This window comes from Streptomyces sp. NPDC060232 (assembly GCF_042726555.1).
Taxonomy (GTDB): domain Bacteria; phylum Actinomycetota; class Actinomycetes; order Streptomycetales; family Streptomycetaceae; genus Streptomyces.
This window is the reverse complement of sequence record NZ_JBHXAG010000014.1, coordinates 53,002-75,357: the sequence shown is the minus strand read 5'-3', so window position 1 is coordinate 75,357 and position 22,356 is coordinate 53,002. Positions and strand designations below refer to the sequence as shown.

The window sequence follows — 22,356 nt, the reverse complement described above, 5'->3', positions numbered from 1 at the left end:
CCGTTGGGCCCCACCCCGCCGGGGTGGGGCCCACCGGCCGAAGAAACGTCGCACCCCCCTGTGCACGGGGGCCGCGCGGGGGCCGCACCGGGGTCAGCGGACCTCGGTGATCTCCGGGCCTCGCTCAAGCTGGCCCATACCGCCGCCGAAGCGGGAGCCCTCCTGCTCCTCCGTCTGCACACCGTCCGGCACCATCTGGGCGTCGTTCGGCAGCTTCAGGACGATCGGGTCGCGCGGGGCCATCGGGCCGTCGCCGCGGACGACGACGGTGTCCCGGAAGATCTGCTCCAGCACACCCGCCGACTCGGGGCGCACCGCGCCCTGGCCGGAGATCACGCCGCGCAGGAACCAGCGCGGGCCGTCGACGCCGACGAAGCGGACCAGCTGGGCGCCGGTCTGCCCGTCCGGCAGCGGGACGGGCACCTGCGCGCGCAGCTCCCAGCCCAGGGCGCCCTGGACCTCGTCGATGATGCCGCCCTGCTGGGTGATGCCCGCGGCGATCTCGTCGCGGACCTCGCCCCAGATGCCCTCCTTCTTGGGCGCGGCGAAGGCCTGCAGCTGCACGGCACTGTCGCCCAGGACCACGGTGGCGGCCACGATCGCGTCCCCGGCGACCTCGACGCGCAGTTCCATGCCGTCGACACCGGGTACGAAGATGCCGCCCAGGTCGACCCGGCCGTCGGCCGGGTTCCCGAGCACCTCGGAGACGTCCCAGGGGCCGTCAGGGCGCGGGGCGGGGGGCAGGTTGATCCGGCGCGGCGCGGCAGCGCCGTCCGGCTCGCCCGCGTCGTCCTGCTCAGCGGCGGCGACGCCGTCTACGACCTGCTCGGCCGCGCCGCCGTCATGGGCGGAGTCGTTCTTCTTGCGACGTCCGAACACGTCACTGTCCTTCCCGGTCGGTTACGACCGAAGCGTAGCCATTCCCACCCTGCTGACCAGCCCCGGATCCGGCCACGGCCGCATGACCGCCGGTGGAGCCGAAACCCCCCTCGGCCCGGGCCGAGCCGGGAAGTTCCGCCACCTCGTGGAAGCGCACCTTCTCGACCCGCTGGACAACCAGCTGGGCAATGCGGTCGAAACGCTCGAACCGGACGCTCTCGCGAGGGTCGAGATTGACCACGATCACCTTGATCTCTCCACGGTACCCGGCATCCACCGTCCCCGGGGCATTCACGAGCGCGAGCCCGCAGCGTGCGGCCAGACCCGACCGCGGGTGCACGAAGGCCGCGTACCCGTCGGGCAGGGCGATCGACACCCCGGTGGGCAGCACAGCGCGCTCGCCGGGCTCCAGCACCGCGGCCTCGGTGGTCACCAGGTCGCAGCCGGCGTCACCGGGGTGCCCGTACGCCGGAATGGGAACCTCCGGGTCGACGCGGCGGATCAGCACGTCGACCTCATGGCGGGATCCGTTGTGGTTCAGGGACATCAGGGGTTCACCTCAAAGGCGCGTGCGCGCCTGACCTGGTCCGGGTCGGCCATGGCCGCCTGGATCTCCTCGGGCCGACCGTTGTCGATGAAGTGGTCGACCTTCACTTCGATGAAGAGCGCGTCGGCGCGGACCGCGACCGGGCCCTCGGGCCCGCCTATCCGGCCCACGGCCGTGCAGTAGATCTTCCGGCCGGCGACGGCGGTGACCTCGGCCTCCAGGTACAGCACGGTGTCCACGGGCACCGGCCGCACGTAGTCCGTCTCCAGCCGTCCCGTCACGGCGATGACGCGCAGCAGCCAGTTCAGCGAGCCCAGCGTCTCGTCGAGTGCGGTGGCGAGCACCCCGCCATGGGCGAGCCCGGGGGCACCCTGGTGGGCGGGCTTGACGGTGAACTCGGCGGTGACGCGCACACCGTCGCCGGCCCGGGCCTCCAGGTGCAGGCCGTGCGGCTGGCTCCCGCCGCAGCCGAAGCAGTGCTCGTAGTGGGCACCGAGGAGTTCGCCGGGGGCCGGCGCGTCGGGATGCCGGACCGGTGCGGCGGCATCGGCCGGGGGCGTCAGCGCAGTGTTTCGTCCACTCACAGCCGCAGACCTTACCCGCGCGGCTACCCGTCGGTCGCCTCGTGGCAGGCTTGAGCGCATGCAGCTCTCCACCGCGCACCACGACGAACGCCTGACCGCCCCCCGCTCCTGGTGGGGCATCGCCGTACTGACCGGCCTCGCGGGCGCGCTGATGCTGCTGCCCCTGGGCACGCTGCCGCTGCTGGCCGGCCTGGTCGGAGGCACCGCGCTGGCGGGGCTGCTGGTGAGTTCGTACGGCTCCGCACGCGTACGCGTGGTGAACGGGGCGCTGGCCGTCGGCGACGCGCGGATCCCGGTGTCGGCGCTGGGCGAGCCCGAGATCCTGGACGCCGAGGAGGCCCGCGCCTGGCGGACGTACAAGGCGGACACCCGGGCCTTCATGCTGATGCGCAGCTACGTGCCGACGGCGGTCCGCGTCGAGGTCACCGACCCCGCCGACCCGACTCCGTACGTCTACGTCTCCACCCGTGAGCCGCAGGCCCTGGTCTCGGCCCTGCGCGCGGCGCGGGCGGCCTGATCCCGCCGGGCCCTCGGCGGGGCCCGCGGACGGCGTCAGCCGCGCGTGAAGTACTCCGGCCCCTCAAGGGCGGCCCTGGTCGCCTCGGGAAGGGGCTCCACGGGCCGCTCCAGGGGCGGCAGGGCGCGCAGGGCCTCCCAGGCCACCGCCTGCCTGCGCAGGTCCCCACGGACCTTCTCGGCGAGTTTGCGGGTGCCGCGGCGGTTCATGACCGCTCCGACCGCCGCGCCCACCATGAACGGCATGAGGTTCGGCAGGCTGCGGATCATCCGCTTCACGATCTGCTGGCGCAGTTCGCGCTTCATCTGCCCGCCGAGCGCCGCGTTCAGCGTCGTGGGCTTGGTCAGGTCGACCCCGCGTTCTTCCGTCCACGCGGTCAGGTAGGCGAACGTGCGCTCCTTGAGGTTGCCGTGCGGCCGCTGGCCGTAGACCTCGTGGAGTTCCGCGATGAGCTTCAGCTCGATGGCCGCGACGCCGGTGATCTCCGCCGCGAGTTCGGCGGGCATCGCGGGCGGCACGGGCAGCATGGCCGCCGCACCGATGCTCGCCCCGACGGTCGCCGAGGCGGCGGTGGCGCCCGAGATCAGCTTGTCTGCGAGCTGGTCGGGGCCTAGGCCGGGGAACTGCGCGCGCAGCGTCGCGAGGTCCCGGACCGGAACGCGCGGTGCGTTCTCGATGATCCTGTCGGTGATGTAGAGGGCGGCGCCGCGCACGCCTTCGCCGCCCTTGCGCACACCGTTCCTGACGGCTTGCAGGCGACGGCCCCCGGGGCCGCGCCGGGATTCCTCGCCGGGCTCCGTGTCCGACGCCGCCGGGGCGGCGGCGGAGGGCACGACGAGCGCCGCACTGGCGGAGCCGCCGGGGGCTTCGGTGCCCGTCTCCGGGTCCGTGGTCACCACCTGCGTCTCCGCCGGATCACCCGGCTTTCGGAAGCGGCGCTTCCGAAAGGGTGTGGAGCCAGCCACGGCCGACGCCTCTCAGTCGCAGTCGCGACAGATCGGCTGACCGTTCTTCTCACGCGCCAGCTGGCTGCGGTGGTGCACCAGGAAGCAGCTCATGCAGGTGAACTCGTCGGCCTGCTTGGGCAGGACCCGGACGGCCAGCTCCTCGTTGGAGAGGTCCGCACCGGGAAGCTCCAGGCTCTCGGCCGAATCGAATTCGTCCATGTCGACGGACGAGGACGACTTCTCATTGCGTCGAGCCTTCAGCTCTTCGATGCTGTCGTTGTCGACGTCGTCGTCCGTCTTGCGCGGGGTGTCGTAGTCCGTTGCCATTGTTCGCTCTCCCCCTCTGGGTGTTAGCGGTGTCTCAGCGCACGTAACGCACGAGAGGCCGGACTTGTGCCCGACCTGAGGCGGAGATTTTGCCTCACATCAAGGTCTGTTACTCAATCGACACCCAGCCGCCCACCTGGAGGGGCGATTGGCTGGGATGACGACCGGGACCGTACACGGTCCGGGTGCCGTCTTGCACAAACGCCACCCCGTGTATTTCCCGCCATTCGAGGGGCCGGAAACCCGGACTTCCCGGGCGTTCCGGCCGCCTCCGAGTCACCGAACGCGCAGGGCCGGACACCACCCACTGTGATCGATCACACAGGGGCGGATGGATTCAAAGGCCACACATTCAGCCAAAAGCGAACACGGGGTGGGGGGTCTCACAAAGGCAGAGTGACACGCATCACGAGGCCACCGCCTTCCCGTGGCATCGCCTGGATCCTGCCGCCGTGGGCGCGCGCCACGGAGCGCGCGATCGACAGGCCCAGTCCGACACCCTTGTCGCTGCCCGTACGCTCCGTACGCAGCCGCCTGAACGGCTCGAAGAGGTTGTCCACCTCGTACGCGGGAACCACGGGACCCGTGTTCGATACCAGGAGCACCGCCTGATCGTGCTGCGCGGTGGTGGTGACCTCCACCCATCCGTCCTCCGGCACGTTGTACCGGACGGCGTTCTGCACCAGGTTGAGAGCGATCCGCTCCAGCAGGACGCCGTTGCCCTGCACGACGGCCGGCTCGCGCTCGCCGCGGATCTCCACGCCCTTGGCCTCGGCCTCGCCCCGCACCTGGTCGACGGCGCGCGAGGCGACCTCCGCCAGGTCCACGGGCTTGCGCTCGACGATCTGGTTCTCGCTGCGGGCCAGCAGCAGCAGGCCCTCGACCAGCTGCTCGCTGCGCTCGTTGGTGGCGAGCAGGGTCTTGCCGAGCTGCTGGAGCTCCACCGGGGCGCCAGGGTCGGACAGGTGCACCTCCAGCAGGGTCCGGTTGATCGCCAGCGGGGTCCGCAGCTCGTGCGAGGCGTTGGCGACGAACCGCTGCTGGGCCGTGAAGGCCCGCTCCAGCCGGTCGAGCATCTCGTCGAAGGTGTCGGCGAGCTCCTTGAGCTCGTCGTCCGGCCCGTCCAGCTCGATCCGCCGGGTCAGGTCGGAGCCGACCACCCGGCGGGCGGTACGGGTGATCTTGCCCAGCGGCGAGAGCACCCTGCCGGCCATCGCGTAGCCGAAGGCGAAGGCGATGATGCTCAGGCCCAGCAGGGCCATCAGCGAGCGGCTCAGCAGGTCGTCCAGGGCGTGCCTGCGCTGTTCGAGGATGCACTGGCCGATCGCGGCGTTGAACTGGTCGGGCGTCAGTTCGAGGCCCACCACTCCGGGGCAGGAACTGCTGGTGACCTTGACCTGGCCGCCGACGATCTGGAACGGCAGCGCGTTGCCCTGCCGCAGAGCCTGGGCCGCCAGCAGGTAGATGATCGACAGCAGCAGGATGCCCGCGATCAGGAACATCCCGCCGTAGAGCAGGGTGAGGCGTATCCGGATGGTCGGCCTCAGCCACGGGAAGGGACCCTCGGGCTGGCCGGGGTCCCAGGTCGGTTTCGGTGGCGCCGCCGGTGGCGCCGGGGTGGTCGCCACGCGGTCAGATCCGGTATCCGGAGCCGGGCACCGTCACGATGACGGGCGGCTCGCCCAGCTTGCGGCGCAGGGTCATCACCGTCACGCGCACCACGTTGGTGAACGGGTCGGTGTTCTCGTCCCAGGCCTTCTCCAGCAGCTGCTCGGCCGACACCACGGTCCCCTCGCTGCGCATGAGGACCTCCAGCACCGCGAACTCCTTCGGGGCCAGCTGCACCTCCCTGCCCTCGCGGAACACCTCGCGCCGGTTCGGGTCCAGCTTGATCCCGGCACGCTCCAGTACGGGCGGCAGCGCGACCGTGGTGCGCCGGCCGAGGGCTCGCACGCGGGCGGTCAGCTCGGTGAAGGCGAAGGGCTTGGGCAGGTAGTCGTCCGCCCCGAGCTCCAGACCCTCCACGCGGTCGCTGACGTCACCGGAGGCGGTCAGCATCAGTACGCGGGTGGGCATTCCGAGCTCGACGATCTTCCGGCACACGTCGTCGCCGTGTACGAGCGGGAGGTCCCGGTCGAGCACGACCACGTCGTAGTCGTTCACGCCGACCCGCTCCAGGGCGGCGGCGCCGTCGTACACGACGTCCACGGCCATGGCCTCCCGGCGCAGGCCGGTGGCCACCGCATCGGCGAGCAGCTGCTCGTCCTCGACGACGAGTACGCGCACGTCGTTTCCTTCCTCCGAGCCCTGAAGGGCACACCTGTCTTGCGTCGTACATCCTGCACGTTGCAGCCGTAAACCGGCTGTAAGGCGGGTCGTGGAGGGGCTCACGAGGCGGAAGTGGGAATTCCTTGGCCTTCAGAGGTTTCTGCGCCCAGGGTGCAGGGGAGGACGTGAAGACACCCCATCCACTCCCTGACGGCGGTATAGCCACGTGCCGCCGCCGACCCACGAAGAGGGGGCGAACCCATCATGGACGCATTCACCGCGGGTCTCCTGCACCGCATCAGGGCCACGCAGTCGGATCTCAGGCACGCCCGTGAGACGGGCGACGACTTCCTCGCGGAAGTGGAACAGGCGGAGCTGGAAGACCTCCAGCGCTTGGCCGCCGAGCACGGTGTCCCGGTCACGGCCGCCGTACCCGCCTGCTGAGCGGCTGCTGACCGGCTCCTGCCCGGTCGCCGAGCGCAGACTCCAGGACGACGCGGACCCCGGCCGCCCCCTCGGGCGGCCGGGGTCCGCGTGCGTTCGCCCCGCCGCTCAGTCGTGCCAGGCCCCGGCTTCCTCCAGCAGCGGCTGGAGCGAGGCGAAGACGGCCGGGCCGGCGGCGAGCGCCAGCTCGCCCGAGGCCGGCTGCCCCGGGCGGCCACCGGTCACGGCCCCGGCCTCCCGGGCGATCAGCTCGCCGGCGGCCAGGTCCCAGGGGTTCAGGCCGCGCTCGTAGTAGCCGTCCAGCCGCCCCGCGGCCACGTCGCACAGGTCCAGCGCCGCCGAGCCGCCCCGCCGGATGTCCCGCACCAGCGGGATGATCCGCTGCGCCACGTCGGCCTGGTGCGCCCGCCGGGCCTGGACGTAGGCGAAGCCGGTCCCGACCAGCGCCTGGTCCAGCGGGGCCGCCGGGCGGCAGGCGAGGCGGGCCGTGCCCAGCCAGGCCCCGCCGCCGAGGACCGCGTGGTAGACCTCCCCGCGCATCGGCGCCGCCACGACGCCGACCACGGTCTCGCCCCCGTACTCGGCGGCGATGGACACGCCCCAGCTGGGGAGTCCGTAGAGGTAGTTCACGGTCCCGTCCAGCGGGTCGACGACCCAGCGCACCCCGCTCGTCCCCGGGGTGTCCGCGCCTTCCTCGCCCAGCAGCCCGTCCTCGGGCCGCCGTTCGGCGAGGATGCCGGTGATCAGTTTCTCCGCCGCGATGTCCATCTCGGTCACCACGTCGATGGGGCTGGTCTTCGTCGCCGCCACCGCCAGGTCGGCCGGCCGTCCGTCGCGCAGCAGAGCCCCGGCCTGCCGGGCGGCCTCCATGCCGACATCCAGCAGCTCGGCCTTCAGCTCTTCGGAAATCACGGTTCCTCTTCCTCGTACGGCTGGTACGGCGCACCCCCCGGTAGGGGGTGCCCGCTACACAAGTAGGGGTGCCCGCTAGTAGGGGCTGTCCGCGCCCGCGGCGGCCGGCCGGGGGCTGCGCGCCGGGCAGCAGCCCACCGCGCACAGGTCGTGACTCTGGCCCAGCAGGCCCACCCAGCACTCCTCGGCCGGCTCCCCGCGCTCCTTGGCGGCACGCTCCAGCACGAGCTCGCGTACGGCCCCGGCGAAGGACGGGTCGGCTCCGACGGTCGCCGAACGCGCGACGGGCAGGCCCAGTTCCGCCGCCTTGGCGGTGGCCTCGGTGTCCAGGTCGTACAGGACTTCCATGTGGTCGGAGACGAAGCCGATGGGCACCATGACCGCGGCGGGCGCGCCCGCGGCGTGCAGGGCCTCCAGGTGGTCGCAGATGTCGGGCTCCAGCCACGGGATGTGCGGGGCGCCGCTGCGGGACTGGTAGACGAGCTCCCAGGGACGCGCGACACCGGTCCGCACGGCGACCTCGTCCGCGATCACCCGGGCGACGTCGAGGTGCTGCTTGACGTACGCGCCGCCCTCGCCGCCCCTGGTGTGGTCCTCCACGGGGCCGGAGGTGTCCGCCGCGGCGGTCGGGATGGAGTGGGTGGTGAAGGCGAGGTGGGCGCCCTCCCGGACCGCCTCGGGCAGCCCGTCGAGCGCCGCCACCACGCCTTCGATCATGGGGTCCACGAAGCCGGGGTGGTTGAAGTAGTGCCGCAGCTTGTCGACCCGCGGGAGCTCCACGCCCTCCTCGGCCAGGGTGGCCAGGGCGTCGGCGAGGTTCTCGCGGTACTGCCGGCAGCCCGAGTACGAGGCGTAGGCGCTGGTGGCCAGCACGGCGATGCGGCGGCGTCCGTCGGCGGCCATCTCCCGCATCACGTCGGTCAGGTACGGGGCCCAGTTGCGGTTGCCCCAGTAGACCGGCAGGTCCAGCCCGTGCTCGGCGAAGTCCTTGCGCAGCGCGTCCAGCAGCGCGCGGTTCTGCGCGTTGATCGGGCTGACCCCGCCGAAGCCGAAGTAGTGCTGCCCGACCTCCTTGAGCCGCTCGCGCGGGATACCCCGCCCGCGCGTGACGTTCTCCAGGAACGGCACGACGTCGTCGGGCCCCTCGGGGCCGCCGAAGGACAGCAGCAGCAGGGCGTCGTACGGGGCGGCGGGCCCGCCGGCGGGCGGGGGGAGCTGGTCTGACATGCCTCGAATCCTGCCACCCGGGCCGCTCCGGAGAGAACCACCCTGTCCGCGAGGCGGACACCGACACAGGTAAGGTGACCCTAAGTTCCGGTCAGCGGAAACTCTCCCGTGCGGTGCTTCTTCGGCCGTCGTAACCTGTACGGGCCGATCACGTCCCTTACGGAGGGCCCCCCTTGCCCAGTCCCTACCGCGCGATTTTCGCGGCCCCCGGCACCAAGGGGTTCAGTGCCGCCGGCCTGATCGGCCGCCTGCCGATATCCATGGTCGGCGTCGGCATCCTGACGATGATCTCCGAGATCACCGGCCGCTACGCCATGGCGAGCGCCCTGACCGGCACCCTCGCCCTCGCCGCGGCCGTGGTCGGCCCGCAGGTGTCCCGGCTGGTGGACCAGCACGGGCAGCGGGCGGTGCTCCGCCCCGCCACCCTGGTCTGCGTGGCCGCGATCGCCCTGATGCTGGTGGCCGCCGCGAACGGCTGGCCCGACTGGACCCTTTTCGTCTGTGCGGCCGTGGCGGGCTGTGTGCCCAGCGTCGGGTCGATGGTCCGCGCCCGGTGGACCGTCATCTACCGCGACTCCCCGCGCGAACTGCACACCGCGTACTCCTTCGAGTCCGTCGTCGACGAGGTGTGCTTCATCTTCGGCCCGATCCTCGCCATCGGGCTGTCCACCACCTGGTTCCCCGAGGCCGGTCCGCTGATCGCCGCCGTCTGCCTGCTCGTCGGCGTCTGGCTGCTCACCGCGCAGCGGTCCACCGAGCCCGCGCCGCACCCGCGCGCGCTGGACGGCAACCGCACCTCGGCCCTGCGCTCCCCCGGCCTCCAGGTCCTGACGGCCACGTTCGTGGCGACCGGCGCGATCTTCGGCTCCATCGACGTGTCCACGCTGGCCTTCGCCGAGGAGCAGGGCCAGAAGTCCGCCGCAAGCTTCATCCTGGCCGTCTGGGCGGCCGGATCCTGCCTCGCGGGCATCGTCTTCGGTCTGCTCCACCTCAAAGGCCGGACGGAACTGCGCTGGATACTGGGCGTATGTGCGATGGCCGTGAGTATGATCCCCCTCCTACTGGCCGGGAACCTTCCGTTTCTGGCCGTGGCGCTCTTCGTCTCGGGCCTCGCCATCGCTCCCACGATGATCACCACGATGGCCCTGATCGAGGCGCACGTACCACACGCGAAGCTGACCGAGGGCATGACCTGGATCAGCACCGGCCTCGCGGTCGGTATCGCGCTGGGGTCCTCCGTGACCGGCTGGGTCGTCGACGCGGCCGGCGCGCGGACCGGGTACGTCGTCTCCATCTCGGCGGGGGCGGCCGCGGCGGCGGTGGCGTTCGCGGGATACCGCCGGCTGACGAGGCCGGCGCAAGGGGAGGAGCCAGCAACCGATGGGGACGGCGACAGCACGGAACAGCAGCACGGCGACCGCGTGGCGTAACTGGGCGGGCAATGTCACCGCCACGCCCGCCCGCGTGGTGACCCCGGCCTCGGTCGGGGAGCTCCAGGAGGCGGTCCGCAGGGCCGCCGAGGACGGGCTGCGGGTGAAGGCGGTCGGCACCGGCCACTCCTTCACCGCGGCCGCCGCGACCGACGGGGTCCTCATACGGCCGCAGGCCCTGGCGGGGATCCGGTCGATCGACCGCGCCGCGGGCACCGTCACGGTGGCTGCGGGCACGGCCCTGAAGGACCTCAACCGGACGCTCGCCGCCGAGGGCCTCTCGCTCACCAACATGGGCGACATCATGGAGCAGACGGTCTCCGGCGCCACCAGCACCGGCACCCACGGCACCGGCCGCGACTCGGCCTCCATCTCCGCCCAGATCCGCGCCCTGGAACTGGTCACGGCCGACGGCAGTGTGCTGACGTGCTCGCAGCAGGGGACCGCCGAGGAGCGCGCGGTCTTCGCGGCGGCCCGGGTGGGCATCGGCGCGCTCGGCATCGTCACCGCGATCACCTTCGCCGTGGAGCCGCTCTTCTTCCTGACCGCCCGTGAGGAGCCCATGGGCTTCGACCGGGTGACCGCCGAGTTCGAGGAGCACTTCGCGGAGAACGAGCACTTCGAGTTCTACTGGTTCCCGCACACCGGCAACTGCAACACCAAGCGCAACAACCGCAGTCAGGGCCCCGCCGCCCCGCCCGGGCCGGTGAGCGGCTGGATCGAGGACGAGCTGCTCTCCAACGGCCTCTTCCAGGCCGTCAACTCGCTGGGCCGCGCGGTCCCGGCCACCATCCCGTCCATCGCCCGCGTGGCCAGCCGCGCCCTGTCGGCGCGCACCTACACGGACATCCCGTACAAGGTGTTCACCAGCCCGCGGCGGGTGCGGTTCGTGGAGATGGAGTACGCCCTACCGCGCGAGGCGGTGGTCGAGGCGCTGCGGGAGCTGCGGGCGATGGTCGACCGCTCCCGGCTGCGGATCAGCTTCCCGGTCGAGGTGCGGACGGCCCCCGCGGACGACATCGCGCTGTCCACGGCCTCCGGGCGGGACACGGCCTACATCGCGGTGCACATGTACAAGGGCACGCCGTACCAGGCCTACTTCACCGCGGCCGAGCACATCTTCACCTCGCACGGCGGACGCCCGCACTGGGGCAAGGTGCACACGCGGGACGCGGAGTACTTCTCCCGGATCTATCCGCGCTTCGGCGAGTTCACCGCACTGCGCGACCGCCTCGACCCGGACCGGGTCTTCGGCAACGACTACCTGCGGCGCGTGCTGGGGGCCTGAGGCTCTGACGTGCCCGGCGCCGCGCCGCCGGCGCCCGGCGTCGGGGCCGGGGGTGTCGGGGCCGGGGGTGTCGGGGCCGGGGGTGTCGGGGCCGGGGGTGTCGGGGCCGCCCCGCCGTTCCTTGTCCCCCTCAGCCGGACCGTGTTCGGGCGGGGCGGGAGGATCCGGCGACCTGGGCCACGCTCAGGTCGAGCTTCTTGTCCCCCTGCCCGCCGCCCGGTTCGGCCCCGACGTCACGCGTCGTCTTCCGATCCATCGCCACCCCCTGTGTGCCCGACCTCTCGCGCGTCTCCTCGTTCAGCAGTTACCGACAGCTGAGCGAAGGGGATAGTTCCGTTTCGGGTGATTGTGTGAAGCAGGACACCCGGGATCGTGCTGCGGACGCAGGTGGGACCCGACAGCGGGCAGCCCAACTCCCACCGTCCGGGGAAACTTCGGCGGCGCGGCTGTCCACCCAGGTGGCCCGAATGGAGTACTGTGGCGAGCCCTGGGGCTGTCCTTCCTTTCGGATGTCCGGACCCGGGAGAGGGGGCCGGCTGACGGAAAGCGGCACTCGAAGACCGGCGATGCCGCGGCATGGCACGGATCCTGCTGCGCACAGTAACCGTCCGGTCACTGTGCGTGCTCAACAGGTAACCGTGCCATAACGGCGATCAAGGGCGCATGCCCGACACGCCGGTTTAACTCGGCAAGGTTGTGGCAGGCTGCACCCGGGCAGGCCACACTCGACTAGCGGAAGCAGCGACGCACGTGACGTCGGCAGGCACCACCCGGGAGGTCCCCATGCCCGAACTGCGTGTCGTGGCCGTCTCCAATGACGGCACACGACTGGTGCTCAAGGCTGCGGACAGCACGGAGTACACGCTTCCGATCGATGAGCGGCTTCGGGCTGCCGTACGCAACGACCGCGCGCGCCTGAACCAGATCGAGATCGAGGTCGAGAGCCACCTCCGTCCCCGCGACATCCAGGCGCGCATACGAGCCGGTGCCTCCGCGGAGGAGGTCGCCCAACTCGCCGGCATCCCCGTCGACCGCGTACGCCGCTTCGAGGGTCCCGTGCTCGCCGAGCGCGCCTTCATGGCCGAACGCGCCCGCAAGACCCCGGTGCGCCGCCCCGGCGAGAACACCGGGCCGCAGCTCGGCGAGGCCGTACAGGAACGCCTGACCCTGCGCGGAGCCGAGAAGGAATCCGTCCAGTGGGACTCCTGGCGCCGCGACGACGGCACCTGGGAGGTCCTCCTGGTCTACCGGGTCGCCGGCGAGCCGCACTCGGCGAGCTGGACCTACGACCCCCCGCGCCGGCTGGTCGTGGCCGTGGACGACGAGGCCCGCTCGCTCATCGGCGAGTCGGAGGACCTGCCGGCGGCGCCGGAGCCGAGCTTCCCCTTCGTGCCGAGGATCGCGCGCCTCCCGCGCGACCGGCCGCTGGACCGTGCCCTGGACCGGCAGCTGGAGCGGGCCGAGCCCCGGCCGGCGCCCGTACCGGAGCCGGAGGAGGAACGGGACACGCTGACCAGCCTGCTGGAGGCGGTACCGAGCTTCCGCGGCGACATGGTCGTCCCGGAGCGCACCGAACCGACGGAGACGGAGGCCGAGGCGGAGGAGCCGCCGGCCCCCGCCGCGTCGGCCGGCGCCGGCGCCGCGTACGCCGACGTCCTGATGCCCCGCACGGTGGCGGGCCACCGCGACCGGCTGACGGGCACCACCGACCGGCAGGCCGAGGCCGACGGGGTCCGCCCCGGGCGCCGTGCGGCGGTGCCGAGCTGGGACGAGATCGTCTTCGGCACCCGGCGCAAGAAGCAGGAGTAGCGCCCACCGCCGTCCTGGTGCCGCACCAGGACGGCGGCGGGCTGCTGGTGACGGGGCCGGAGGGGCCGTCCCCCTACTGGGGGTCCGGGCCCGTGGCCACCGGGCGGGCCGGGTCCGTGCACCAGTGCGACCAACTGCCCGCGTAGAGGTCGGACTCGATACCGGCCACCTCCAGGGCGAGCACCTCATGGGCCCCGGAGACCCCCGAGCCGCAGTAGACGCCCACCGGTGTGCCCTTCGACGCGCCGAGCGCCTCGAACCTGGCCCGCAGTGCGTCCGCAGGCAGGAAGCGGCCGTCGGGGCCCACGTTCTCGGTGGTGGGGGCGGACAGCGCGCCCGGGATGTGGCCGCCCACCGGGTCGATCGGCTCCACCTCACCGCGGTACCGCTCCCCCGCCCGGGCGTCCAGGAGGACGCCCTCGCGGGCCCGCTGCGCGGCCGCGTCGGCGTCGAGCAGCCCGCGCGCCCCGGGGTTTGGCTTGAAATCGCCCTCAACCGGAATCACCCGTTCAGCCGCGAGGGTGCCGCCGGATTCCGTCCACGCGGCCAGGCCGCCGTCCAGGACTCGCACGTTCGGGTGACCTGTCCAGCGCAACAGCCACCACGCCCGGGCCGCCGCCCAGCCCTGGCCTCCGTCGTACACGACCACCGGCGCGTCCGCCGAGACCCCGGCCCTGCGCATCGCCGCGCCGAAGGCCTCCGGGTCCGGCAGCGGGTGGCGCCCGCCGGACCCGGCCGGACCTGCCAGTTCGCGGTCGAGGTCGACGTACACCGCGCCGGGCAGGTGCCCGGCCTCGTACGCGGGCCGCTGGTCGGGGCCGCCCAGTTGCCAGCGGACGTCCAGCAGGACCGGCGGGTGGGCGCCCGCCAGCTCGTCCTCAAGTTCGGCGGCGGAGAGGATCGCAGTTTTCGCAGTCATGGCGGCCATCTTCCACTCCACCCGCCACCCGCGTAACAGGCCCGCCATCAGCGGGCACCCTGATCCGGTCAACTCCGTTCCGGGCCGCCGGAATGCGGCCCGGTCGGGGCGCGCCGCGTCCGTCGGAGTGAAACCATCAGCACCGGTGACGGCACGACGGAGGAGACGGCTGACATGACCGAGGCAGCGGAAGCAACCCGGCGCACGCCCGGCACCCCGTGCTGGGTGAGCCTCATGGTGCACGGCCTCGGGAGCACCGAGGACTTCTACGCCGACCTGTTCGGATGGGAGTACGTGCCCGGGCCCGAGCAGCTCGGCCCGTACGTCCGTGCCGTGCTGGACGGCCACGAGGTGGCCGGGATCGGCGAGATGCCGCCGGACGGGCATCTTCCGACGGCCTGGACGACGTATCTGGCCACGGACGACGCCGGCGCGACCGCCGAGTCCGTACGGGCGTGCGGTGGCACGGTCGCGGTGGGACCGCTGGACGCCGGTGTCGCGGGGCGGGTGGCGATCTGCTCGGACCCGCTGGGAGCGGTCTTCGGGCTGTGGCAGGCGCAGCCCGGCCTGGGCCCCCGGCCGCACGGCGGGCCGGGTACCCCTGTCTGGCACGAGCTGATCACCCAGGACACCTCGACGGTCGGCAAGTTCTATGAGCACGTGTTCGGCCACGAGGCGAAGACCCACACCGCCGCCTCGGACGACTTCGACCACCTCACCCTGAACCTGGCGGGCCGGCCCGTCGCCGCCGTGCACGGTGTGGGACGTTCGCTGCCGCACGACCGCGGCCCGCACTGGCTGGCCTACTTCGAGGTGGAGGACACCGACGCGGCCGCGCAGCGGGTCCAGGAGCTGGGCGGGCGCGTCGTCGACCCGCCCCGCGAGGGCATGCGCGGACGGCAGGCCACGGTGACGGACCCGGAGGGTGCTGTGTTCGCCCTCGTACGGTCGCGCGTCTAGGGGGTGGGCTTCGGCGGCGGCCCGAAGTGCCGGGCGGTGGGTGCCAGTGCGGCCGCCGCGGGGACGAGGAAGCAGGCCGCGGCGCATGCGCCGAGGACCGGGGTGGCGCCGAAGGTGTGGATGGCCGGGGCGATGAGGGCCAGGCCCACCGGGGCGAGGCCGTAGGAGACGAGGAAGTCCAGTGAGGAGACCCGGGCCAGCTTGTCCGGGGCGACCTCGCGCTGGGTGGCGGTGAACCAGGGCACGTTGAAGAGCTCGATCCCGATGCCGGCGACCGCGTAGGCGCCGATCACCACGGCCGGGGGCACCGGGAGCATCAGGCTCAGCGGTGCGAAGCCGTAGGCGGCCAGGCCCGCGAACGCGGCCCAGCCCTGGGAGCGCGGCCGGAAGCGGGCCGTGACCAGGGCGCCGCCGAGCGCGCCCACGGTGTAGGCCGTCATGGCGGCGGCCAGCACCCACTCGGTGGCGTAGCGGTCGCGGCTGATCAGGGGCAGGGCGACGCTGGTGGCGGAGTACCCCAGCGCGATCACCGCGGTCAGGGCGCCGAGTCCGGCGAGGAACCAGGGGTGGCGGCGGGCCTCACGTATGCCGTCGGTGAACTCGGCTCGGAACGAGGTGCGCTGGGGTCGCGGCGAGCCCGCAGTGCCGGCCGCGGCGGGTGCGCCCCGGCCCGGCAGGAGTGCGGCGACCAGCCAGAGCAGGCCGATCCCCAGCAGCAGGGTCGCGACGTCGACGAAGGCCGCGAGCAGCGCGGTCAGGGCGGGCCCGGCCAGGGTGGAACTGCGTACCGCGAGGGTCGTCGCGGCATTGGCCTGCTGCCTGCGGCCGGGGTCGACGACCTCGGCCGTGAGTGCCTGGAAGGCGGGGCGGCAGGCGCCCTGGCCGGCGCCGGCGAGCGCGGCGGCGGCGGTCATCAGCAGCAGCGAGCGGCCGAGCCCGAGGGCGAGGAGCGGGGCGGCGGCCGCGGCGGCGAGGGCGGACCAGAGGACGACGGCCCGGCGGGAGTGCCGGTCGGCCAGCACTCCGCCGACGGCCACGGCGGCGAGGAATCCGGCGGTGCGCGCGGCGAGGACGAGGCCGAGGCCGGCCGCGCCCAGTTCGCGCTGCAGGACCGCGAGGCCGAGGACGAAGGGCAGGGCCCAGGTCGCGAGTCCGGAGGCGGTCGTGCCGGCCCACAGGCGCAGGAAGGCGATGTCCAGCAGGACGGAACGCGTCCCCGGCGGACGGCTCTTGGACTCCGTGGGGGCAGGTGTGGTCGCCACGATGGGGTGCTCCTCATTCCGTTAATGAAAACGATAACCATTACAGTACTGTGTGAACGCGGCACTCCCGCCCGGTGCACACCCGCGCCCACACCGCCCCTCCCAGACCGGAGAACCCATGCGCCACCGCACCCGAACCGGCATCGCCCTGACCCTCGTTCTCGCATCCGCCGCCGTCACCGCGGGCTGCTCGACCACCACCGCCGACCGCAAACCGCAGGCGGCCGCCGACGCCCGGCCGGATGTCACCAGCTGCGGCCGTCAGCTCTCCTTCGACCGGCCCCCGGAACGCGCCGTCACCCTGGACCAGACCTCGACGGAGACCCTGTTGGAACTGGGCCTCCAGGACCGGATGGCCGGGACCGCCAACCTCAAGACGAAGATCCCCGCGCAGTACCGGGACGCGTACGCGAAGATCCCGGTGATCGCCCCGAAGATCGCGACCGGTGAGCAACTGCGCGCCGCCACGCCCGACTTCGTGCTGGCCGGCTCCACCGACCTCTACACGAAGGACCGGGCGGGCACCCGGGAGGAACTGGCGGACCTCAAGGTCCCCTCCTTCGTCAGCGCCGTGGACTGCCCCCAGCTGAACGAGGCGGGGAAGTCCCCCTTCGAACTGCTCTTCTCCGACTACGAGCAGCTCGGCAGGGCCTTCGGCGCCGAGGAGCGGGCCGCCGTGCTCGTCCGGGAGCAGCGCGCCGCCGTCGCCAAGGCCGCCGAGGGCACCTCCGGCACGGCCCAGGACGGGAAGCGGCCCACCGTCGTCTACCTCTACTCCGTCTTCAACGGCATGCCCTACGTCGCGGGCCGGACCGGGCTGCCCAGCGAGATGAGCCGGATCGTCGGCGCGCGCAACGCCTTCGACGACGTGGAGGAGGACTGGCCGGAGGTGTCCTGGGAGGAAGTCGCCAAGCGGGAACCGGACTTCATCGTGATCGGCGACCTGTCCGAGCGCGGTCGGCCCGGTGACAGCGCCGCCGAGAAGCGCAAGGCGATGGCCGAGGATCCGATGGTCTCCAGGCTGGCGGCGGTGCGCGACAACAAAATCATCGAGGTGCCGGGCATCGAGCTGGACCCCTCCGTGCGCTCCGTGCACGCCCTGGGCCTGCTGGCCGCCGGGATGAAGGACCTCGGGTATGTCCGCTGACCTGCTGCATCCCGCGGCCCGCGCGCCGGGGGCGGCCGCCGCGCCGTCCGCGCCGCCCCGGCACCCCCGGGCGCGGGCGGGGGCGCGGGCGCGGGCGGGGATGCTGGCCGTCCTGGTGCTCGTACTGGCCGTTTCGGTGGCCGCCGCCACCCGGATCGGCACCGCCGACGTGGGATGGACCGACCTGGGCCGGGTGTTCGGGGCGCGGCTCGGCCTGGGCACCGAACCGCTGCCGCCGCTGCTGGACTCGCTCGTCTGGGACCTGCGCCTGCCCCGGGTCCTGATGGCCGCCCTGGTCGGGGCCTCCCTCGCGGTCTGCGGCACCGTGCTCCAGGCCGTCACGCGCAACGCGCTCGCCGACCCGTACCTGCTCGGGGTCTCCTCCGGCGCCGGGGCGGGCGCGGTCACCGTGGTCGTCCTCGGCTTCGGCGCCGATGCCCTCGGCATCACCGGCGGCGCCCTCGCCGGGGCGCTGCTCGCCTTCGCCGGCCTGCTGCTCCTGCTGCGCCGCACGGGGCTGGACTCGGTCCGCATCGTGCTGACCGGGGTGGTCGTCGGCCAGTTGTTCACCGCGCTGACCTCGCTGGCCCTGATGGCGTCGGCCGACGCCGACACCACGCGCGCCGTCACCCACTGGCTGCTGGGCTCGATGGCCCCGGCCCGCTGGGACGCCGTGGTGGTCTGCGCGGTCGTCACTCCCCTGGGGCTGGCCGCCGCCCTGCTGTGCGCGAACGCCCTGGACGGGCTCGCCTTCGGCGCGGACACCGCCGCCTCCCTGGGGATCGGCGTACGGCGCACCCGGATGCTGCTGCTCGTGGTGACCGCCGTGCTGACCGCGGTCGCGGTGGCCACCGTCGGCGCCATCGGCTTCGTCGGGCTGATCGTCCCGCACGGGGTGCGCTTCCTGGCCGGGCCGCTGCACCGGGTGCTGCTGCCCTACGCCGCGCTCGCGGGCGCGGTGTTCCTGGTGTGGACCGACGCCCTGGCGCGGGTGGCCTTCGCCCCCCGGGAGGTGCCCGTCGGCGTGATCACGGCGCTGATCGGGGTCCCGCTCTTCCTCCTCGTCCTGCGCAGGCGGGGGGAGCTGTGAGGATCACCGCCGAGGGGCTGAGCTGGTCGGTCTCGGGCACGCCCGTCGTCCGCCGGGTCGGCCTGGACATCGCACCGGGTGAGACCGTCGCTCTGATCGGCCCCAACGGCTCGGGCAAGTCCTCGCTGCTGCGCTGCCTGGCCGGGCTGCGCGTGCCCGACGCGGGTACGGTGCGCTACGACGGTGTGCCCGTACGGGACTTGGGCGCCCGCGGGATCGCCCGGCGGGTCGCCTTCGTCGCGCAGGACTCCGCACTCGACACCGATCTGCGCGTCGCCGACGTCGTCGGGCTCGGGCGGACCCCCTTCCGCGACCGCTGGCGCGGACCGGACGCGTACGACCGGGCCGTCGTCGCCGCCGCGCTCGACCTCGTCGGACTCACCGGGCTCGCCGGACGCCCCTGGAAGGGCCTGTCCGGCGGCGAACGGCAACGGGCTCACATCGCCCGCGCGTTCGCCCAGCAGCCGTACGGACTGCTCCTCGACGAACCCACCAACCACCTCGATGTCAGGCATCAGTTGGAGCTGATGGAGCTCCTCGCCGGCGCCGACCGGACGGTGCTCGTCGCCCTGCACGACCTCACCCTGGCCGCCCGCCACTGCGACCGGCTGCTGCTCCTGCACGACGGCCTGCTGGTCGCCTCCGGCGCCCCGGCCGACGTCCTCACCCCCGAGAACCTCGCCCGGTTCTTCGAGGTGGACGCCGCGCTGTCCGCCGACGCGCTGGGCCGGCCGGCGGTCACCTACCGCGGGCCCCTCCGCGACGCCGCGCCCCGAACCGCACAACGATCCGCGCTCACACAAGGAACCTCATGACGACCCCCGCACACACCGCTCCCGCGGCGTCCGTCGACGCCCTGACCGAGGCCGTACTGGTCGGCGGGCACGGCCCCCTGCCCTCCGAGCTGGTGGCGACCAGCGTGTTCTGGATCCACCACGGCACCCGGCTGGCCGGCGGCGACACCACCTACCTCAACCAGTACGTCCTGGTCCGCGTCGGCGACTCCTTCGGCGGCTGTGCCTTCGAGGCCGGGGAGATCGATCCGGCGGTCTGCCGCGACTCCTCCGGCGCCCCGCTCGACCTCCTGCTGCGCGAGGCGCCGCGACCGCTGCGGATCGCCGCCCTCGACGCCTACCTCGCCCGGCAGCTCCCGCACCGCTACTCCGGGGCGGAACCGGTCACCCTGCCCGCCGGCACCCCCGAAGTGCGCGCGAGGGCCCGTGACGCGGCGATCGCCGGGCTGCTGGACATCGACAGGGGCGCCGCGGTCGGCCTCATCGGCGTGGTGAACCCGCTGGTCGCGGCGATCCGCGAGCGCGGCGGCGAACCACTGCCCTGCGATTTCAACCTCAAGGCCACCCAGTGGGGCGACCCCGTCACCAGCGACATGCACGAGGTGCTGGAGCGAGCCGACGCCGTCATCGCCACCGGCATGACCCTGAGCAACGGCTCCTTCGACACCGTCCTCGACCGGTGCCGCGCCCGGGGGATCCCGCTCGTCGTCTACGCCCAGAGCGGCAGCGCGGTGGCCCGAGCCTTTCTCGGCTCCGGGGTGACCGCCGTGTCCGCGGAGCCCTTCCCCTTCTCCCAGTTCAGCGCCGACCCGACCACGCTCTACCGCTACCGGACGGCGGGGCCGGCGTGATCCCGGCGGCCCGCCGGGACTCCCCCGGCACCGACCGCCGCGGCGGCGGGCACGCCTCCTGCCACCACGGCGAGATCCTCCAGGGCACCTTCCTCGACGCCGCCGGGCGCCGGTGCGCCGGCCTGGTCACCCTGCCGATGAGCGGCCCGGGCAGCCGGGCCGAGTTCACCCTGCGGCCCGGCACCCCGCCGGAGGCGCTCACCGTACGGCCCGCAGACCGCACGAAGGCCGCGCGCGCGGCGGTTCTGGCCGTCGAGGAGTGCGCCCGGCTGCGCGGGGAGCCGGCTTGCGGCGGGGAGCTGCGGATCTGCGGCGACATCCCGGTGGGACTGGGCATGGGCAGTTCCACCGGTGACGTCATCGCCGTCATCCGCGCGGTCGCCGACGCGTACGCGACACGGCTCCCGCCCGCAGCCGTCGCCCGGCTCGCCGTCCGTGCCGAGCAGGCCTGCGACCCGCTGATGCTGGATGCCCGCCCGGTGCTCTTCGCCCAGCGCGAGGGGCGGGTCCTGGAAGTGCTCGGCCGCCGCCTGCCGCCGCTGGTCGTCGTCGGCTGCGCGCTGGGCGGGGGCGCACCCGTGGACACGCTCTCCCTCCCGGCCCGGGTGCACGACGACCACGACGTACGCGCCTTCGAGAGGCTGCGCGTGCTGCTGCGGCGGGCCGTGGCCACGGGCGACGCCGGCCTGCTCGGCCGGGTGGCGACCGCCAGCGCCCGGCGCGGGCAGCGCGTCCTGCGCCACCCGGAGTTCGACGCGCTCGTCGGCGTCGCCCGGCGGGTCGGTGCCGTGGGCGTCCAGATCGCGCACAGCGGCGCGGTGGCCGGGCTGCTCCTGGACCCGGCCGCCCCGGGACTGCGCCACCGGGTCCGCGGCTGCGTACGGGCCCTGGAGAGCGACGGCATCCCCGCCACCCGCACGTTCACGACCTTCCCCGACTCCCCGACCCCCTCGAACTTCCCGACCTTCCCGACCTTCCCGACGCCCAAGGAGTCCCCGAGTGGACCAGCACATCGCGGAGGCCATCGGCCGACCGGATCTGATACGCCTCGACGACCGGCTCGTCTGCCTGCGCTTTGAGACGATGAAGGTGGTCTCCGCCCTCGCCGCGGTCCGCCACCTGCTCGACACCCAAGTGGTGCGGCGCGGCGACACCCTGCTGGACAGCTCCAGCGGGATCTACGCGTACGCCCTCGCCCTGGCCTGCCACCGGCACGGCATGCGCTGCCACATCGTCGGCTCGACGACGGTCGACCACACCCTGCGCACCCAACTCGCCGTCCTTGGCGCGACGTTGGAGCAGATGGAGCCGTGCAGCGACCTGAAGCTGGACCAGAAACGGCGCGTCGAGCGCGTCCAGGAGATCCTCGCCGAACACCCCGGGTGCCACTGGATGCGGCAGTACCACGACGACATCCACTACCTCGGCTACCGGGCCGTGGCCGACCTGGTCCGCACGTCCACGGCCGGCGAGGCGCTCACCCTCGTCGGCGGCGTGGGCTCGGGCGCGTCCACCGGAGCTCTCGCCCACTACCTGCGCGAGGACGCGCCCGGCACCGAGCTGGTCGGCGTACAGCCCTTCGGCAGCGTCACCTTCGGTGCGGAGCACGTCGCGGATCCCGAGATCATCATCGCGGGGATCGGCAGTTCCATCCCCTTCGGGAACGTCCGGCACGCGTCGTACGACACCCTCCACTGGATCTCGTTCGACGCGGCGCTGGCAGGCGGCGTCGACCTGCTGCGCCGGCACGCGGTGTTCGCCGGTCTGTCCACGGGGGCGGGCTACCTCGCCGCCCGCTGGGAGCGCGACCGGTCGCCGGGGCGCACGGTCCTCTTCGTCGCCGCCGACACCGGCCACCGCTACGTGGACACCGTGTACGCGCGGCACCGGGAGGCGGCGCCGATCGACTCGCTGGCTCCCCGGCAGGTCGTGAGCCGGGACGGACTGGCCCTGCCCTGGTCCCGTATGGACTGGAACCGGGCGGACGCTGCGTCGTAGAGACCGTGGCGGGATGCGAACCCGCGTCACCGGATGTGCAGTCCGGCCCCTGGGTCACTCGGGCAGACGGTCGGGGGGCGCTTCGGGTACGACCGTAGGCGCACCGTCCGGCCCGGGTGAAGGGCCGCGGCGGCCCGCAAGCACGACTGCCACACG

At 73.1% G+C, this 22,356-nt stretch carries 24 protein-coding genes and 1 tRNA gene; 12 read left to right on the top strand and 13 right to left on the bottom strand.

Going from position 1 to position 22,356, the window contains the following annotated elements:
- Positions 1-93: 93 nt before the first annotated feature.
- From ACFWFZ_RS21205 to ACFWFZ_RS21195, 3 genes are read right to left on the bottom strand one after another with little or no spacing between them, the layout of a single operon-like run.
- Positions 94-879 carry a DUF3710 domain-containing protein gene (locus ACFWFZ_RS21205; RefSeq protein ID WP_387124338.1) on the bottom strand — a complete coding sequence of 262 codons (786 nt, stop codon included), beginning with the start codon at positions 877-879 and terminating at the stop codon, positions 94-96.
- Position 880: 1 nt separating this feature from the next.
- Complete coding sequence (gene dut, locus ACFWFZ_RS21200) at positions 881-1,426, bottom strand: dUTP diphosphatase (protein ID WP_387124337.1); 546 nt, start codon at positions 1,424-1,426, stop codon at positions 881-883.
- Complete coding sequence (locus ACFWFZ_RS21195) at positions 1,426-2,010, bottom strand: PaaI family thioesterase (protein ID WP_387124336.1); 585 nt, start codon at positions 2,008-2,010, stop codon at positions 1,426-1,428. The genes dut and ACFWFZ_RS21195 overlap by 1 nt, the downstream gene beginning before the upstream one ends.
- Positions 2,011-2,068: 58 nt before the next feature.
- Between ACFWFZ_RS21195 and ACFWFZ_RS21190 the strand changes: the two genes are divergently transcribed.
- On the top strand, positions 2,069-2,527 hold the full coding sequence (locus ACFWFZ_RS21190) for a DUF3093 domain-containing protein (protein WP_030650600.1): 459 nt from the start codon (positions 2,069-2,071) through the stop codon (positions 2,525-2,527).
- Between the two features lie 35 nt (positions 2,528-2,562).
- Here the strand turns inward: ACFWFZ_RS21190 and ACFWFZ_RS21185 are convergent, their stop codons facing one another.
- The 4 genes from ACFWFZ_RS21185 to ACFWFZ_RS21170 form a co-directional block, all read right to left on the bottom strand.
- Positions 2,563-3,492, bottom strand: a complete 930-nt coding sequence (locus tag ACFWFZ_RS21185) for a hypothetical protein (RefSeq protein WP_387124335.1) — start codon at positions 3,490-3,492, stop codon at positions 2,563-2,565.
- A gap of 12 nt (positions 3,493-3,504) precedes the next feature.
- Entirely contained in the window at positions 3,505-3,801 is a 297-nt protein-coding gene (locus tag ACFWFZ_RS21180; protein WP_030036261.1) for a DUF4193 domain-containing protein, read from the bottom strand.
- A 383-nt stretch (positions 3,802-4,184) separates the two neighbouring features.
- Positions 4,185-5,429 carry a sensor histidine kinase gene (locus ACFWFZ_RS21175; protein ID WP_387124334.1) on the bottom strand — a complete coding sequence of 415 codons (1,245 nt, stop codon included), beginning with the start codon at positions 5,427-5,429 and terminating at the stop codon, positions 4,185-4,187.
- Between the two features lie 4 nt (positions 5,430-5,433).
- The gene (locus ACFWFZ_RS21170) at positions 5,434-6,087 is read right to left on the bottom strand and encodes a response regulator transcription factor (RefSeq protein WP_030036265.1); all 654 of its coding nucleotides are present in this window, start codon (positions 6,085-6,087) and stop codon (positions 5,434-5,436) included.
- A 246-nt stretch (positions 6,088-6,333) separates the two neighbouring features.
- On the opposite strand from ACFWFZ_RS21170, the gene ACFWFZ_RS21165 reads away from it, so the two are divergent.
- Complete coding sequence (locus ACFWFZ_RS21165) at positions 6,334-6,513, top strand: hypothetical protein (RefSeq protein WP_030821464.1); 180 nt, start codon at positions 6,334-6,336, stop codon at positions 6,511-6,513.
- A 108-nt stretch (positions 6,514-6,621) separates the two neighbouring features.
- Here ACFWFZ_RS21165 and ACFWFZ_RS21160 read toward each other — a convergent pair whose 3' ends face one another.
- A complete protein-coding gene (locus ACFWFZ_RS21160; protein WP_387124449.1) occupies positions 6,622-7,383 on the bottom strand; it encodes an inositol monophosphatase family protein in 762 nt (253 codons plus the stop codon).
- 117 nt (positions 7,384-7,500) lie between these two features.
- A complete protein-coding gene (locus ACFWFZ_RS21155; protein ID WP_387124333.1) occupies positions 7,501-8,652 on the bottom strand; it encodes a ferrochelatase in 1,152 nt (383 codons plus the stop codon).
- A 173-nt stretch (positions 8,653-8,825) separates the two neighbouring features.
- Between ACFWFZ_RS21155 and ACFWFZ_RS21150 the strand changes: the two genes are divergently transcribed.
- Both ACFWFZ_RS21150 and ACFWFZ_RS21145 read left to right on the top strand, forming a co-directional pair.
- Positions 8,826-10,082 carry an MFS transporter gene (locus tag ACFWFZ_RS21150; RefSeq protein ID WP_387124332.1) on the top strand — a complete coding sequence of 419 codons (1,257 nt, stop codon included), beginning with the start codon at positions 8,826-8,828 and terminating at the stop codon, positions 10,080-10,082.
- Entirely contained in the window at positions 10,033-11,370 is a 1,338-nt protein-coding gene (locus ACFWFZ_RS21145; RefSeq protein ID WP_387124331.1) for a D-arabinono-1,4-lactone oxidase, read from the top strand. The genes ACFWFZ_RS21150 and ACFWFZ_RS21145 overlap by 50 nt, the downstream gene beginning before the upstream one ends.
- A gap of 130 nt (positions 11,371-11,500) precedes the next feature.
- Here the strand turns inward: ACFWFZ_RS21145 and ACFWFZ_RS21140 are convergent, their stop codons facing one another.
- On the bottom strand, positions 11,501-11,626 hold the full coding sequence (locus ACFWFZ_RS21140) for a hypothetical protein (protein WP_387124330.1): 126 nt from the start codon (positions 11,624-11,626) through the stop codon (positions 11,501-11,503).
- 527 nt (positions 11,627-12,153) lie between these two features.
- Between ACFWFZ_RS21140 and sepH the strand changes: the two genes are divergently transcribed.
- Complete coding sequence (gene sepH, locus ACFWFZ_RS21135; RefSeq protein ID WP_387124329.1) at positions 12,154-13,179, top strand: septation protein SepH; 1,026 nt, start codon at positions 12,154-12,156, stop codon at positions 13,177-13,179.
- 73 nt (positions 13,180-13,252) lie between these two features.
- On the opposite strand, the gene ACFWFZ_RS21130 is transcribed toward sepH, so the two are convergent.
- Entirely contained in the window at positions 13,253-14,098 is an 846-nt protein-coding gene (locus ACFWFZ_RS21130; protein WP_387124328.1) for a sulfurtransferase, read from the bottom strand.
- Between the two features lie 174 nt (positions 14,099-14,272).
- Here ACFWFZ_RS21130 and ACFWFZ_RS21125 point away from each other — a divergent pair, with 174 nt between their 5' ends.
- Positions 14,273-15,058 carry a VOC family protein gene (locus tag ACFWFZ_RS21125; protein ID WP_387124327.1) on the top strand — a complete coding sequence of 262 codons (786 nt, stop codon included), beginning with the start codon at positions 14,273-14,275 and terminating at the stop codon, positions 15,056-15,058.
- On the opposite strand, the gene ACFWFZ_RS21120 is transcribed toward ACFWFZ_RS21125, so the two are convergent.
- Complete coding sequence (locus ACFWFZ_RS21120) at positions 15,055-16,320, bottom strand: MFS transporter (protein ID WP_387124326.1); 1,266 nt, start codon at positions 16,318-16,320, stop codon at positions 15,055-15,057. The genes ACFWFZ_RS21125 and ACFWFZ_RS21120 overlap by 4 nt on opposite strands.
- A 118-nt stretch (positions 16,321-16,438) precedes the next feature.
- Between ACFWFZ_RS21120 and ACFWFZ_RS21115 the strand changes: the two genes are divergently transcribed.
- From ACFWFZ_RS21115 to ACFWFZ_RS21090, 6 genes are read left to right on the top strand one after another with little or no spacing between them, the layout of a single operon-like run.
- Positions 16,439-17,467: an ABC transporter substrate-binding protein gene (locus ACFWFZ_RS21115; protein ID WP_387124325.1), complete on the top strand. Its 1,029-nt coding sequence runs from the start codon at positions 16,439-16,441 to the stop codon at positions 17,465-17,467.
- Complete coding sequence (locus ACFWFZ_RS21110) at positions 17,457-18,557, top strand: FecCD family ABC transporter permease (RefSeq protein ID WP_387124324.1); 1,101 nt, start codon at positions 17,457-17,459, stop codon at positions 18,555-18,557. The genes ACFWFZ_RS21115 and ACFWFZ_RS21110 overlap by 11 nt, the downstream gene beginning before the upstream one ends.
- Entirely contained in the window at positions 18,554-19,372 is an 819-nt protein-coding gene (locus ACFWFZ_RS21105; RefSeq protein WP_387124323.1) for an ABC transporter ATP-binding protein, read from the top strand. Before ACFWFZ_RS21110 ends, ACFWFZ_RS21105 begins: the two co-directional genes overlap by 4 nt.
- Positions 19,369-20,202, top strand: a complete 834-nt coding sequence (locus tag ACFWFZ_RS21100) for a Rossmann-like domain-containing protein (protein WP_387124322.1) — start codon at positions 19,369-19,371, stop codon at positions 20,200-20,202. The genes ACFWFZ_RS21105 and ACFWFZ_RS21100 overlap by 4 nt, the downstream gene beginning before the upstream one ends.
- Positions 20,199-21,281, top strand: coding sequence for a GHMP kinase (locus ACFWFZ_RS21095; RefSeq protein ID WP_387124321.1), 1,083 nt, complete (start codon positions 20,199-20,201; stop codon positions 21,279-21,281). The genes ACFWFZ_RS21100 and ACFWFZ_RS21095 overlap by 4 nt, the downstream gene beginning before the upstream one ends.
- Entirely contained in the window at positions 21,202-22,200 is a 999-nt protein-coding gene (locus ACFWFZ_RS21090; protein WP_387124320.1) for a pyridoxal-phosphate dependent enzyme, read from the top strand. The genes ACFWFZ_RS21095 and ACFWFZ_RS21090 overlap by 80 nt, the downstream gene beginning before the upstream one ends.
- Here ACFWFZ_RS21090 and ACFWFZ_RS21085 read toward each other — a convergent pair.
- Positions 22,200-22,273: transfer RNA gene (locus ACFWFZ_RS21085), tRNA-Cys, on the bottom strand. The two genes, ACFWFZ_RS21090 and ACFWFZ_RS21085, sit on opposite strands and share 1 nt — an antisense overlap.
- Positions 22,274-22,356 lie beyond the last annotated feature (83 nt).